The sequence below is a fragment of the Pseudoxanthomonas koreensis genome (assembly GCF_010093225.1).
In the GTDB taxonomy this organism is placed as follows: Bacteria; Pseudomonadota; Gammaproteobacteria; order Xanthomonadales; family Xanthomonadaceae; genus Pseudoxanthomonas; species Pseudoxanthomonas koreensis.
In genome coordinates, this window is the sequence record NZ_PDWM01000031.1 from 1 (window position 1) to 14,011 (window position 14,011).

The following is a 14,011-nucleotide window of genomic DNA, read 5'->3' on the forward strand; positions in this document are numbered from 1 at the left end:
GGGATGTGCCGCGCTCGCGAACTGAGGCAGGGACGCCGACGTGAGCGACGACCCCCAATGCGGCAGAACGGCGGCCCCCACCGGAGCCGACGCAACTGGACGCCTTGGCCTTTGCCTTGGCTCCGGGCCATCCAGGAAAGGCGCCATTCCGCCGCGTTCCCGCCACCCCGGGGCACCCGGGTGGAACGGACCATCGTGGCCACGCGCCTCGTTCCGCGTGCCGCGGGGACCTATCTTGGATGCATCCCCCGGACACGATTCCCACGCCATGGCTTCCCGCCCAAACCGCTACCGGATCACCGTCACCCCGGTCGAGAACGACGGCCTCCCCTGCCGCGGTCGCTGCAGCATCGAGTTCGACCACGCCAGCGGCGAAGACTGGATGCGCCTGCTCGAAGGCAGCCAGCGCCTGCCGGGCTTCGCCGGCGACGAACGCGCGGCGCTGCTGGTCGGCGCCCGCCTGCTCGAAGGGCTGGCGCGCCGCGCGCGCGGCGACGGCGACCCGCTGCAGGACCTGCGCGCGCCGCTGGCGGCGCTGCTGCAGCACATCGGCACATCCTGACGCCGGCCGGACGCCACTCCACGCGGGCAACGCCATCCCCGCGACCGGCGCGCTATCCTGCGCCGCAAGCCCACACCGGCGAAGCACCATGCGCTCCCGGCCCTCGCTGCGACTGACCGTTATCCTGCTGCTGGCATTGCCGCTGGCGCACTGCTCCTGCCAGCGCGACCCCGGCGCGGACACCACCGCTACCGTGACGGCGGAAGCGGAACTGTCCGTTCCGGCGGCAGGCCCGGTGCCCGCCGATACCGCCCGTGCGGCCGCGGGCGAGGCGGCGGCGCGCGCGGCCAACCTCGCCGCGTCCACCCTGCACGCCTACCTCGGCGCACTGCCCGCGGGCGACCGCAGCCGCGCCGACGCCTACTGGTCCGGCGGCCGTCCGGGGTCGCCGGCTGGTGACGAGTTGCTGCGCGGCATCGACGGCCTGCGTTCGATGCAGGTCCGCAACGACCCGCCGCAGGCGCTGGACCGCGAATCGCCGCCGCGCGCGTTCGAGATCCCGGTGCGCCTGCGCCTGGACACGGTGGACGGTCCTGCGCAGGTCGCCGGTTCGTACCGGCTGCGCTCCACCATCGATGGACGCGGCTGGGAAATCACCTCGGCCTCGCTGCATCCGGTCCTGGACTGAGCAGCGCTCAGCGCTTGGGCTGGAGCATCGTCCCGGTGCACTCGGGCGAGCCGCACAGGCAGGCCCAGATCTTCTTCAGCCGCGGCGTGTGCCGCTCGGCCAGGGTGATGCCGTAGTTGTAGGTCAGCTCCTCGCCCGGGGCGATATCGCGGATCGCCTCGATGAAGACCCGGTCCTTGCGCCGGTTCTTGCCGTCGTGTTCTTCGATCACCGCCTCGCAGTTCGGCGCGCAGCTGTGGTTGATCCAGCGCGCATCGTTGCCGCCATGGTTGGCGTCGATCACGTATTCGTCGTTGATCGTGAACAGGAAGGTGTGGCCGCTGTCGACGTCGCCGGAATCGCCGGCGTCCACGTCCTCGTGGGTGCGCCGCTTGCCCTTGTATTCGATCAGGCGCTTGCCCTTGCGGATCGGTGCCACGGCGAACACGCCGTTGCCGTGGATGGGCGACTTGCGGGCGGCGATCTTGCGGGACATGCAGGTTCCGGCGATGGGGAGGAACCCCGATTCTCGCCGATGGCGGCGCGCAGCCCAAGTCGTTCCCTCCGCGGGGCCCGGCGCACCCGTGGCGGAAGTCACCCGGACCGTCGCCATGGTGCGCGTCCATGCTGGCCTCGTGGGCGTGCTGCGGGCGTTAACCAGCCTGTCATCCACACACGCGAGCGCTTCCATGCAAGTCCGTCCCATCCGCCAGGCCATCGCCATCGCCCTGTGCCTGGCCAGCCCGTGCCTGCTGTCCGCCTGTCAGCCGGCGGCCACCGCGACCGTCCCGGTGGCGGCTGCAACTCCGGCGGCCGCGGCCGCGCCCGCCGTCGACCTGGTCGCACGCGGCGAATACCTGGTCCGTATCGCCGGCTGCAACGACTGCCATACCGCCGGCTACGCCGAACGCCAGGGCCAGGTGCCGAAGGAGCAGTGGCTGACCGGTTCGGCGCCGCTGGGTTACAACGGCCCCTGGGGTACCACCTACGCGACCAACCTGCGGCTGCGCATGCAGGAGATGGACGAGGCGCAGTGGCTGGAATACAGCGCCCACCTGCGCGCGCGGCCGATCATGCCGGACTTCGCCCTGCGCGAAATGACCGAAGAGGACCGCCGCGCCCTGTACCGCTTCATCCGCGGCCTGGGCCCGGCCGGTGAACGCGCGCCCGCCGCGCTGCCACCCGGGCAAACGCCACCTCCGCCGGTACTGGCGTTGGTCCTGCCGCCTGCCCCCGGCGGCGCCACGGCCGCGGCGAACACTCCCTGAAGCCCCGCCGGCCGGCGCGTCCGGCCGGCTTGGCCGGGCCGGGGCAAAAGCGTACAATTTCGGTACGCTTTCATCCCCCCCCACCCCGCCATGCTCCGCGTCACCAAGCTGACCGATTACGCCACCGTGGTCCTGACCGTGCTCGCCACGCGCCGGGGCCAGGTGCTGAGCGCGGCCGAGCTGGCCGAGCATTCCGGGCTGGAGCCGCCCACCGTCAGCAAGCTGCTCAAGCCGCTGGCCCAGGCCGGGCTGGTCGAGGGCCTGCGCGGCGTGCACGGCGGCTACCGCCTCAGCCGCGACGCGGCCGCGATCAGCCTGATCGAGATCGTCGAGGCGATGGAAGGCCCGCTGGCGATGACCGAATGCAGCCAGCACGACAGCAACTGCGGCATCGCCCACCAGTGCGGCGTACGCGCCAACTGGCGCCTGATCAACGACGTCGTCGCCGACGCACTGCGCGGGGTGACCCTGGCGCAGATGCTGCGCCCGCCACCGCCCACCACTCCCACCACGCGCCGGCGCGAGATCGCCGTGCGCATCGCCAGCTGAACCCCTAGGCAGCCCCATGGCCACCGAAACCGAAACCACCGCCACCGCCGAAGCGCCGCCGCAGAACGCCGAGATCCTCGAGCGCCTGGGCCGCCGCTACGAGGCCGGCTTCGTCACCGAAATCGAATCCGAATCCCTGCCCCCGGGCCTGGACGAGGACACCATCCGCGCGCTTTCCGCGAAGAAGGACGAGCCGGAGTGGATGACGCAGTGGCGCCTGGACGCCTACCGCCGCTGGCTGGACATGCCGGTGCCGCACTGGGCCAAGCTGAAGATCGCGCCGATCGACTTCCAGGCGATCAGCTACTACTCCGCGCCCAAGGGCCCCAAGTACAAGTCGCTGGACGAGGTGCCGAAGGAACTGCTGGACACCTACGACAAGCTCGGCGTGCCGCTGCACGAGCGGGCCAAGCTGGCCGGGGTGGCGGTGGACGCGGTGTTCGACTCGGTCTCGGTGGGCACCACCTTCCGCAAGGAACTGGCCGAGAAGGGCATCGTCTTCTGCTCGATGTCCGAGGCCATCCGCGAGCACCCCGAACTGGTGAAGAAGTACATCGGCAGCGTGGTCCCGCACGGCGACAACTACTTCGCCGCGCTGAACTCGGCGGTGTTCTCCGACGGCAGCTTCGTGTTCATCCCCAGGGGCGTGCGCTGCCCGATGGAACTGAGCACCTACTTCCGGATCAACGCCGGGCATACCGGCCAGTTCGAGCGCACCCTGATCATCGCCGAGGAAGGCAGCTACGTCTCCTACCTGGAAGGCTGCACCGCGCCGATGCGCGACGAGAACCAGCTGCACGCGGCGGTGGTCGAGCTGGTCGTGCTAGACGACGCCGAAATCAAGTATTCGACGGTGCAGAACTGGTATCCGGGCGACGAGGAAGGCCGCGGCGGCATCTACAACTTCGTCACCAAGCGCGCCGAATGCCGTGGCGCGCGCAGCAAGGTCACCTGGACCCAGGTCGAGACCGGCTCGGCGATCACCTGGAAGTACCCGTCCTGCGTGCTGCTGGGCGACGATTCGTCAGGCGAATTCCACTCGGTGGCGCTGACCCACCACCGCCAGCAGGCCGACACCGGCACCAAGATGATCCATGTCGGCAAGCGCACCAAGTCCAAGATCGTGTCCAAGGGCATCAGCGCCGGGCGCGGCCAGAACACCTACCGCGGGCTGGTCAAGGTCGACCGCAATGCCGACGGCGCGCGCAACTACACCCAGTGCGACAGCCTGCTGATCGGCAAGCAGTGCGGTGCCCACACCTTCCCCTACATCGAGGTGAAGAACCCGGGCGCCACCGTCGAGCACGAGGCCACCACCTCCAAGATCAGCGACGACCAGCTGTTCTACTGCCGCTCGCGCGGCATCTCCACCGAGGACGCGGTCTCGCTGATCGTCGACGGCTTCTGCAAGCAGGTCTTCCGCGAACTGCCGATGGAGTTCGCGGTGGAAGCGAAGAAGCTGCTGGAAGTTTCTCTGGAAGGCTCGGTCGGCTGAGCCCGGCTCCATCTCCCCTGCAAACGCATTCGAACACCAGGCGGGCCCGGCCCGTCCCACGGAAAACCACCATGCTGAAGATCGACAACCTCCACGCCAGCATCGCCGGCCGGGAAATCCTCAAGGGCCTCTCGCTCGACGTGAAGCCGGGCGAAGTTCACGCCATCATGGGCCCCAACGGCGCCGGCAAGTCCACCCTGGGCAACATCCTGGCCGGGCGCGACGGCTACGACGTGACCGAGGGCACGGTCGAATTCGACGGCAAGCCGCTGCTGGAACTCGAACCGGAGCAGCGCGCCGCCGACGGCCTGTTCCTGGCCTTCCAGTACCCGGTGGAGATCCCGGGCGTGAACAACACCTACTTCCTGCGCAGCGCGCTCAACGCCCAGCGCAAGGCGCGCGGCGAGGCCGAGCTGGACTCGATGCAGTTCCTCAAGCGCGTGCGCGAGAAGCTGGCCGTGCTGCACCTGAAGGACGAGCTGCTGCACCGCGGCGTCAACGAGGGCTTCTCCGGCGGCGAGAAGAAGCGCAACGAGATCTTCCAGCTGGCCGTGCTCGAGCCGAAGCTGGCGATCCTCGACGAGACCGACTCCGGCCTGGACATCGACGCGCTCAGGACCGTGGCCGACGGCGTCAACGCGCTGCGCGCCGCGGACCGCTCGTTCCTGGTCATCACCCATTACCAGCGCCTGCTGGAGTACATCAGGCCGGACGTGGTCCACGTGCTGGCCGACGGCCGCATCGTCGAGAGCGGCGGCCCGGAGCTGGCGCTGGAACTGGAAAAGCACGGCTACGCCTGGCTGAAGGACCGCGTCGCCCCGGAACAGGTGGCCTGATGGGCGCCCTGCTCGACTCGTTCCGCGACAGTTTCGCCGCGCTGCGCGAGCCCGACGTGCAGCAGCTCGGCGCAGGCCGCCGCGAGGCGCTCGACGCACTGCTCGCCGACGGCCTGCCCGGTCCGCGCGAAGAAGCGTGGAAGTACACGCCGCTGCGCGCACTCGAACGGCGCGCCTTCGCAGCCGCCGACGCCGCCCCGCCGGCGTTCGACGCCGCCCTGCTGGCCGCGATCCCGGCGCCGCGCCTGGTCTTCACCAACGGCCGCTTCGATGCCGCGCACAGCGACCTGTCCGGGCTGGCGGGTGGCGTGAGCGTGGAAGCGCTGTCGCAGGTCCTCGCAAAGGGCGAACCGCGCGACGCCAACTTCCTGCTGCGCCGCTACCCGCGCCGCGACGAACCCTTCGCCCGCGCCAACGCCGCCTTGGCCGAGGACGGCGCGGTGGTCCGCGTCGATGCCGGCGTCCACGCCGGGGCGCCGCTGCACCTGGTCTTCGTCGGCGTGCCGCAGGCCGGCGACCGCGCCTGGCACCTGCGCCACTTCATCGAGCTGCACAACGACGCCAGGCTCGACATCGTCGAGCACCAGCTCGCCGCCGGCGACCATGCCCACCTCGCCAACGACGTGCTGCACCTGCACGCCGGCCAGCGCGCGGTGGTCCGCCACGCGCGCGTGCAGGAGGACGCCGCCCGAGCCACCCGTTTCGCCCGCACCGACGCGGTGCTCGCGCGCGAGGCGCAGTACCGGCGCTTCGACCTGGAACTCGGCGCGGCCCTGGCCCGCCACGAACTCAACGTGCGCCTGGAAGGCGACGGCGCGAAGCTGCTCGCCAATGGCGTGCTGCTCGGCGACGGCCGCCGCCACGTCGATACCCGCCTGGGGATCGAGCACATCGCCCGCGACACCGGCTGCGAACTGCTCTGGCGCGGAATTGCCGATGGCCGCAGCAAGGTGGTGTTCCACGGCGGCATCCACATCCGCGCCGGCGCCGACGGCACCGACGCCGCGCTGTCGAACAAGAACCTGCTGCTGTCGGCCGACGCCGAAGTCGACACCCAGCCGGTGCTGGTGATCGACGCCGACGAGGTCAAGGCCGCGCACGGCGCCACCGTCGGCCAGCTCGACGCCAATGCCCTGTTCTACCTGCGCTCGCGCGGCCTGCCCGAGGCCCAGGCCCGGCGCCTGCTGACCGTGGCCTTCTGCCGCGAGCCGCTGCTGGCGCTGGAGGACGACGGCCTGCGCAGCCTGCTGCTGGCGCGCCTGGACGCCGCCCTGGCGGCCGCGCTGGGCGAAGGAGACGCCGCGTGAACGAACAGGCCGCCGCCGTACACGACGCCGCGATGGTCCGGCACGAAGGCAACGGCAGCGTGGACTGGGCGCGGGTGCGCGCCGACTTCCCGCTGCTGATGCGCGAAGTCCACGGCAAGCCGCTGGTCTACCTGGACAACGCCAACACCTCGCAGAAGCCGCTGCCGGTGATCGCCGCGCAGGACGAGTTCTACCGCCGCCACAACGCCAACGTCAGCCGCGCCGTGCACGCGCTCGGCGCCGAGGCCACCGAGGCCTACGAGGCCGCGCGCCGCAAGCTGGCCCGCTTTCTCAACGTGCGCGCCGACGAGCTGGTGCTGTGCAGCGGCACGACCTTCGCGATCAACCTCGTCGCCTATTCGTGGGCGCTGCCGCGGCTGAAGGAAGGCGACACCATCCTGGTCTCGCGGATGGAACACCACGCCAACATCGTGCCCTGGCAGCTGGTGGCCCAGCGCACCGGCGCGAAGATCAGGGTCGCCGAGATCCTCCCCGACGGCAGCCTGGACCTGGACGCGCTGCATGCGGCGATGACCGCGGACGTGAAGCTGCTGGCCGTGGGCCACGTCTCCAACGTGCTCGGTACGGTCAACCCGGTGCGCGAGATCTGCCGCGAGGCGCGCCGCCGCGGCATCGTCACCGTGGTCGACGGTTCCCAGGCCGCGCCGCACCTCAAGCTCGACGTGCCCTCGATCGGCTGCGACTTCTATGCGGTCACCGGCCACAAGATGTGCGGCCCCACCGGCACCGGCGCGCTGTGGGCCCGGCGCGAGCACCTGCAGGCGATGCCGCCGTTCCTCGGCGGCGGCGAGATGATCCGCGAGGTGAGCTTCGAAGGGACCGTGTTCAACGACCCGCCCCACCGCTTCGAGGCCGGCACCCCGAACATCGCCGGCTTCGTCGGCCTGGGCGCGGCGGTCGACTACCTTGAATCGATCGGCATGGACAACATCGCCGCGCGCGAGACCGAACTGCTGGCGCATGCCACCGAAGCGCTGCAGGCCGTCCCCGGCCTGCGCATCATCGGCACCGCGCCCGGCAAGGCGGCGGTGATCTCGTTCCTGGTCGACGGCGCCCATGCCCACGACCTGGCCACCCTGCTCGACCTGGAGGGCGTGGCGGTGCGCTCGGGCCAGCACTGCGCGCACCCGCTGCTGCAGTACTTCGGCGTGGCCGCGACGCTGCGCGCCTCGCTGGCCTTCTACAACACCCATGACGAGATCGACCGCTTCGTCGCCGCCCTCGACAAGACCCGCCGCCTGCTGGCGTAGAGCGGGGCTTGCCCCGCTGCGCTTGCCGTTCCGATCGAGCGGGGGCTGGGAGCGGGGAACAGGAGCAGCGGGGCAAGCCCCGCTCTACAATACGGGAATGGAACCACTCGTTTTCCGCGCGGCCACCGAGGCCGACATCCCCGCCCTGGTCGAGCTGGTGACCTCCGCCTACCGCGGCGATGCCAGCCGCGCCGGCTGGACTACCGAAGCCGACATGCTCGACGGCCAGCGCATCGAGCCGGACGTGTTGCGCCACGATATCGCCCGCCCGCGCAGCGTGGTGCTGCTGGCCGAACGCGAAGGCGCGCTGCTGGCCTGCGCGCACGTGGCCGACGAGGACGGCGCCGGCTACTTCGGCATGTTCTCGGTGCGCCCGGACCTGCAGGGCGGTGGCGTGGGCAAGGCGCTGCTGGCCGAGGCCGAGCGCATCGCGCGCGAGGACTGGGCCCTGCCGCGCATGCGCATGACCGTGATCGACATCCGCGACGCGCTGATTGCCTTCTACCAGCGCCGCGGCTACGTCCGCACCGGCATCCACAAGCCCTTCCCCTACGGCGACGAGCGCTTCGGCATCCCGCTGCGCGACGACCTGCGCTTCGAGGTGCTGGAGAAGGACCTGCATGCGGGTGCGGCAGCGTGAACGCGCCCGCCTGGACCTTCGTCTGCGCCAGCGGCGAGCTGCTGCCCGGCGAAATGCGCCCGGTGTTCGACGAGGTCACCGGCACGCCGATCGTGGTGGTCAACCTCGACGGCGAGCTCTACGCCCTGGAGGACCGCTGCAGCCACGAGGACTTCGAACTGTCTTCCGGCGCCGTCGACCCGGCCGAGGGCAGCATCGAATGCGTGCTGCACGGTGCGCGCTTCGATATCCGCGACGGCCGCGCCCTGTGCGCGCCGGCGTACACGGGGGTGGCGAAATTCCCGGTCAAGCTCGAACACGGCGGGATCTGGACCCGCGACGACCGCGGCTGACGGGCATCGCCATCAAGAACCTTTCGCGTTTGCGTTCGATAATTATTCCCATTTAGAATGGAGCCTCACGATCCGCTTTCCGGTGGATCCCACCGAGGCCTCCTTGCCAGATCCGCTGCAAACCGCAGAGTTGAGCCGCCCGCACGACTCCCGCTGCGCGCGACCGGCGATGCCGGTCGCCCCGCAGCTGCGCCTGCGTCCCAGCCAGGCGCCTCCGGCCTCCTGACTCCCGCGCCCCCTGGCCGCGTCGCGGGCAGGCACGACCGCAGTTCCGCCCACCGAATCCGAATCCGCCCCCATCCGCAGCCGCGGCCAGTCCATGGTCGCTGCCGCGCATGCCGCGCCGCCTTCTCTCCCCCCCTGCACGAAACCATCCATGTCCACACAATCACGCTTCCGCGCCCTGCCTCCAGCCACCCTCGCCACCGCGCTGGGCATTGCCCTCGCGACGCCGTTGCCCGCCCTGGCCGAGCCCGCGATCGAGGCCACCGACCTCGGCACCGTCGTCGTCACCGCCGCAGGCTTCGAGCAGAAGATCACCAACGCGCCGGCCAGCATCAGCGTCATCACCCGCGAGGACCTGGTGCGGCGCCCATACATGACCCTGCTCGATGCCGTGCGCGACATCGAGGGCGTGGACGTGGGCGAGACCCGCGACAAGACCGGCCAGGGCACGGTCTCGATCCGCGGCATGGGCGCCGACTACACCCTGGTCCTGGTCAACGGCAAGCGCCAGAACAACCATGGCGACATCTACCCGAACAACTTCGGCGGCAACCAGTTCAACCACATCCCGCCGCTGGACGCGATCGAGCGCATCGAGATCATCCGCGGCCCTGCCTCGACCCTGTACGGCGCCGACGCGATGGGTGGCGTGATCAACGTCATCACCCGCAGGAACCTGGACACCTGGAGCGGCTCGATCACCCTCGGCCACACCTTCGAGACCGACGACCAGTTCGGCGACGACTCCACCGTGGACCTGTTCGTCACCGGCCCGCTGGTGCCCGGCGCGCTCAACCTCGGCGTGCGCGGCAGCTGGTACCAGCGCGATGCCTCCAACCCGGTGTACGCGCCGGTGACCGACCCCGCCGGCCAGATCCACAACCGCCCGCTGGGCTTCGGCGGCGGTGGCAAGACCGTGGACAACACCAACAAGGCGGCCGGCTTCACCCTGGACTGGACGCTGGCGCAGAACCAGAACCTGAGCCTGGACTACGACGCCTCGCGCCAGGAATACGACAACAGCACCAAGATCAACGACTCCGGCGTCGAGGAGTACCCGGTCGGCACCGTGGACAGCCTCGCCAGCATCTGGGCGGCGGGCAACGCCTGCCTCGGTGCGGCCGGCGCCAATGCCGCCGCCTGCGCCGCCAACGGCGGCACCTGGGGCCGCCGCGCCAACCCGCGCGTCGGCTACGGCCCGACCCAGGAGTTCACCCGCGAGAGCTGGTCGCTCAGCCACGACGGCACCTGGGGTTTCGGCAACAGCGTGGTCTCGCTGCAGCACATCGCCACCAACAACGAAGGCCGCACCCAGCCGTTCACCGTGGCCGAGCGCGAGCAGTTGCTGGCGATGATCGACGGCACCGGCGCCTACGCCGGCATGAGCCTTGCCGACCGCCGCGCACTGGCGGAATCGACCTTCCTGCCGCGCCCGGGGCGCACCCTCGAGAGCCGCCAGTACACCCTGGACGGCAAGCTCGACATGCCATGGCAGTGGCGCGGCGAGCACACCGCGGTGCTCGGCACCCAGGTGATCCGCGGCGAACTCGAGGACGGCGTGTTCGGCATGGAAGCCGGCACTCCCAGCGCGGTGCAGGAACACAACATGTACTCGCTGTTCGCCGAGGACACCTGGTACGTGATCGAGCCGCTGGCGATCACCTACGGCCTGCGCTACGACGACCACGAAGTGTTCGGCGACCATGTCAGCCCGCGCCTGTACGGCGTCTACACCATCAACGGACAGTGGACGGTCAAGGGCGGCGTCAGCACCGGTTTCAAGACCCCCAAGACCACGCAGCTGTACGACGGCATCACCGGCTTCGGCGGCCAGGGCACCCTGCCGCTGTTCGGCAATCCCGACCTGCAGCCGGAAACCAGCACCAGCACCGAACTGGCCGTGTACTGGCAGCACCCGGACGGCCACAACTTCAACGCCACCCTGTTCCACAACGCGTTCGACGACAAGCTGTCCACCGAGAGCTGCGGCGCGGGCCTGGCCCAGGCCTGCCCGACCGGCGAGTACGCCGACCTGGGCTACGTCACCGGCAACGTGCCGGTGAACATCGACGAAGCGGTGGTCAAGGGCGCCGAACTGGCCGGCCGCTGGCAGTTCGCCGAGCGTTTCGGCCTGCGCGCCAACTACACCTACACCGACAGCGAGCAGAAGAGCGGTCCGTCCGCGGGCCTGCCGCTGGGCAACAGCGCCCGGCACATGGCCAACGCCACCCTCGACTGGCAGGCCAGCGACCGCTTCAGCATGTTCCTGTCGGGCGAACTCCGCTCCAAGCGCTATCGCGGCGTGGATGCGACCACCGGCGAGCCGCAGTACTGGAAGGACTACGAAGTGCTGCACCTGGGTGCTTCGTACCAGTTCGCCGAATGGCTCACGCTCAACGCGCGGATCAACAACCTGCTGGACCGCGACTTCACCAGCTACGGGTACTCGTTCCTGGACAACGGCGACGGCAGCTGGACCCTGTCGGCGCAGGACGACTACAACAACAAGGACAAGGCCCGGAACATCTGGATCGGCCTGAACTTCAGCTTCTGACCCCGCGGCCGCGGAACGGGCCGGCGCGCGCATGCTGCGGGGCTTGCCCCGCTGCATGTCAACCGTCCGGACCCACGGGCGTTACCGGAGCCCAGGCGATCAATGAGAACAATTCTCATTGATCGCCTATACTTCCCGTCCCCCCTCTCCCGCCATGCCGTGACCGCGACCCAGGCCCAGCACGATCCCGTTTCCGCCCAGCGCCGCCGCGGCTTCTGGCTGCGCCAGCTGCACCAGTGGCACTGGATCAGCTCGGCGGTGTGCCTGGTCGGGATGCTGCTGTTCACCGCCACCGGCGTCACCCTCAACCACGCTGCAAGGATCGAGGCGCAGCCGCGGGTGGACAACCGCACGGTCGAGCTGCCAGCGCCGCTGCTGGCGCTGCTGGCGCAGGCGCCGGAGGAAGGCAACGCACCGCTGCCGGCGGAGGTGGCCGGCTGGCTGGGCGATGCGCTGGAGGTGTCGCCGGGGCGACGCCCGGCCGAATGGTCGGCGGAGGAGGCGTATGTCTCGATGCCCTCGCCCGGCACCGACGCCTGGCTGAGCATCGACCGCGAGACCGGCGCGGTGGAGTTCGAGCGCACCTGGCGCGGCTGGGTGTCCTACCTCAACGACCTGCACAAGGGTCGCAACGCGGGGCCGGCCTGGGGCTGGTTCATCGACGTGTTCGCGATCGCCTGCCTGGTGTTCTGCATCACCGGGCTGTTCCTGCTCCACCTGCACGCGCGGCAGCGCCGGCTCACCTGGCCGCTGGTCGGCCTGGGCCTGGTGGTGCCGCTGCTGCTTGCCCTGCTCTTCATCCACTGACGAGGTCCGTTCCATGCGAGTCAAGCTGTTCATCGCGGTCAGCGGCCTGCTGACGCTCCCGGCCTACGCGGCCGAGCTCGAGGTCAGCGTCGAGATCCCCAAGCTCAACGTGGCCGAGTACCACCGCCCCTACGTGGCGATCTGGCTCGAAGGCGCCGACCAGAAGGTCGCGTCGAACCTGGCCGTCTGGTACCAGATGAAGGACACCGCCGAAGGCCATGGCACCAAGTGGCTGCCCGACCTGCGCCAGTGGTGGCGCAAGTCCGGCCGCAGCCTGGACGTGCCGGTGGACGGCGTCACCGGGCCCACCCGTCCGGTCGGCAGGCACGTGGTCTCGTTCGCGCAGTCGCAGCCGCAGCTCAGGGACCTGGCGCCGGGCGAGTACACCCTGGTGGTCGAGGCCGTGCGCGAAGTCGGCGGCCGCGAACTGGTGAAGATCCCCTTCTCCTGGCCGGCGAAGGCGCCGCAGTCGGGCAAGGCCCAGGGCAGCAGCGAGCTCGGCGCGGTCACGCTGGCCACCAAACCCTGAGTGGCCGCGCCGCGACGTCGCGCACCGCCGCATCCAGCACGCGCGACGCCCGCGCACCCGCATCCAGTACCCGCCACGAAATCCCGCAACCCGCATCCAGTACCTGCCGCGGCATCCGCGGACACCTATGGAGGTTCCCATGAAGCGTTCCCTCGTCCTCGCCACCGCCATCGCTTCGCTGCTCGCATCCTTCGGCGCCGCCGCGCACAAGCAGTGGCTGCTGCCCTCGGCCACCGTGGTCGCCGGCAATGAGCCGTTCGTCACCGTCGATGCCGCGGTCTCCAACCAGCTGTACTACCCCGACCACGTGCCGATGCGGCTGGACAACGTCACCATCACCGCGCCCGACGGCAGCGTGCTGAAGCCGCAGAACGGCAGCACCGGCAAGTACCGCAGCGTGTTCGACGTGGCGCTGGCGCAGCAGGGCACGTACCGCATCGCCAACGTCAACGCCGGCCTGTCGGCGCGCTGGGACACCGCCGAAAGCCTGGCCGCCGCGGCCGCCGCGACGCAGGGCCAGGGGCCCGGCGGCCCGGGCCCGCGCGGCGGCTTCCTGCGCAACGCCACGCCTGAAGACCTGGCGACCAAGGTGCCGAAGGATGCAAAGAACCTGCAGGTCACCGAAGGCGTGAGCCGCGTGGAGACCTTCGTCAGCAACGGCTCGCCGAGCGAGGTCAAGCTGACCGGCAAGGGCCTGGAACTGCTGCCGGTGACCCATCCCAACGACCTGTTCGCCGGCGAGGAAGCGAAGTTCAAGCTGATGGTCGACGGCAAGCCGGCCGCCGGCCTGGAGGTCGAGATCGTCCGCGGCGCCACCCGCTACCGCAACGCGCAGGAAGAGATCAGCGTGAAGACCGGCGCCGACGGCAGCTTCGCCGTAACCTGGCCGGAAGCGGGCATGTACTGGCTGGAAGCCAGCATCGAGGACGCGAAGACCAGCGTGCCGCAGGCCAAGCGCCGCCGGCTGGGCTACGTGGCCACGCTGGAAGTGCTGCCGCAGTAAGCGCCGGCGCGACCACGACGCAGTCC

Annotated in this window: 15 protein-coding genes; 14 read left to right on the plus strand and 1 reads right to left on the minus strand. The window is 70.2% G+C overall.

All coding sequences use genetic code 11. From position 1 onward, the window contains the following. The first annotated feature begins 268 nt into the window (after positions 1 to 268). Entirely contained in the window at positions 269 to 562 is a 294-nt protein-coding gene (locus tag CSC64_RS10080) for a DUF3861 family protein (protein ID WP_162435195.1), read from the plus strand. A gap of 88 nt (positions 563 to 650) precedes the next feature. After that, positions 651 to 1,190 (plus strand): hypothetical protein, encoded by a 540-nt coding sequence (locus tag CSC64_RS10085; RefSeq protein WP_238389992.1) that lies wholly within the window; start codon positions 651 to 653, stop codon positions 1,188 to 1,190. Between the two features lie 7 nt (positions 1,191 to 1,197). On the opposite strand, the gene CSC64_RS10090 is transcribed toward CSC64_RS10085, so the two are convergent. Continuing rightward, positions 1,198 to 1,665 (minus strand): SET domain-containing protein, encoded by a 468-nt coding sequence (locus CSC64_RS10090; protein ID WP_162435196.1) that lies wholly within the window; start codon positions 1,663 to 1,665, stop codon positions 1,198 to 1,200. A 193-nt stretch (positions 1,666 to 1,858) separates the two neighbouring features. Here CSC64_RS10090 and CSC64_RS10095 point away from each other — a divergent pair, with 193 nt between their 5' ends. From CSC64_RS10095 to CSC64_RS10150, 12 genes are all read left to right on the plus strand, one after another. Next, on the plus strand, positions 1,859 to 2,437 hold the full coding sequence (locus CSC64_RS10095; protein ID WP_202922358.1) for a c-type cytochrome: 579 nt from the start codon (positions 1,859 to 1,861) through the stop codon (positions 2,435 to 2,437). 90 nt (positions 2,438 to 2,527) lie between these two features. Further along, complete coding sequence (locus tag CSC64_RS10100; protein WP_162435197.1) at positions 2,528 to 2,986, plus strand: SUF system Fe-S cluster assembly regulator; 459 nt, start codon at positions 2,528 to 2,530, stop codon at positions 2,984 to 2,986. A gap of 16 nt (positions 2,987 to 3,002) precedes the next feature. Next, positions 3,003 to 4,481, plus strand: coding sequence for a Fe-S cluster assembly protein SufB (sufB, locus tag CSC64_RS10105; RefSeq protein ID WP_162435198.1), 1,479 nt, complete (start codon positions 3,003 to 3,005; stop codon positions 4,479 to 4,481). 71 nt (positions 4,482 to 4,552) lie between these two features. Continuing rightward, positions 4,553 to 5,317: a Fe-S cluster assembly ATPase SufC gene (sufC, locus tag CSC64_RS10110; RefSeq protein WP_162435199.1), complete on the plus strand. Its 765-nt coding sequence runs from the start codon at positions 4,553 to 4,555 to the stop codon at positions 5,315 to 5,317. After that, positions 5,317 to 6,624 (plus strand): Fe-S cluster assembly protein SufD, encoded by a 1,308-nt coding sequence (gene sufD, locus CSC64_RS10115; protein ID WP_162435200.1) that lies wholly within the window; start codon positions 5,317 to 5,319, stop codon positions 6,622 to 6,624. The genes sufC and sufD overlap by 1 nt, the downstream gene beginning before the upstream one ends. A gap of 32 nt (positions 6,625 to 6,656) precedes the next feature. Further along, on the plus strand, positions 6,657 to 7,895 hold the full coding sequence (locus CSC64_RS10120) for a cysteine desulfurase (RefSeq protein ID WP_162435230.1): 1,239 nt from the start codon (positions 6,657 to 6,659) through the stop codon (positions 7,893 to 7,895). Between the two features lie 97 nt (positions 7,896 to 7,992). After that, a complete protein-coding gene (locus tag CSC64_RS10125) occupies positions 7,993 to 8,535 on the plus strand; it encodes a GNAT family N-acetyltransferase (protein ID WP_162435201.1) in 543 nt (180 codons plus the stop codon). Further along, entirely contained in the window at positions 8,532 to 8,867 is a 336-nt protein-coding gene (locus CSC64_RS10130; RefSeq protein WP_274381669.1) for a non-heme iron oxygenase ferredoxin subunit, read from the plus strand. The genes CSC64_RS10125 and CSC64_RS10130 overlap by 4 nt, the downstream gene beginning before the upstream one ends. A 376-nt stretch (positions 8,868 to 9,243) precedes the next feature. Next, entirely contained in the window at positions 9,244 to 11,646 is a 2,403-nt protein-coding gene (locus CSC64_RS10135; protein ID WP_162435202.1) for a TonB-dependent receptor domain-containing protein, read from the plus strand. A gap of 159 nt (positions 11,647 to 11,805) precedes the next feature. Beyond that, entirely contained in the window at positions 11,806 to 12,453 is a 648-nt protein-coding gene (locus tag CSC64_RS10140) for a PepSY-associated TM helix domain-containing protein (RefSeq protein ID WP_238389993.1), read from the plus strand. Positions 12,454 to 12,466: 13 nt separating this feature from the next. Beyond that, on the plus strand, positions 12,467 to 12,982 hold the full coding sequence (locus tag CSC64_RS10145; RefSeq protein ID WP_162435204.1) for a DUF2271 domain-containing protein: 516 nt from the start codon (positions 12,467 to 12,469) through the stop codon (positions 12,980 to 12,982). A 139-nt stretch (positions 12,983 to 13,121) separates the two neighbouring features. Beyond that, positions 13,122 to 13,985 carry a DUF4198 domain-containing protein gene (locus tag CSC64_RS10150; RefSeq protein WP_162435205.1) on the plus strand — a complete coding sequence of 288 codons (864 nt, stop codon included), beginning with the start codon at positions 13,122 to 13,124 and terminating at the stop codon, positions 13,983 to 13,985. The last annotated feature ends 26 nt before the right edge of the window (positions 13,986 to 14,011 follow it).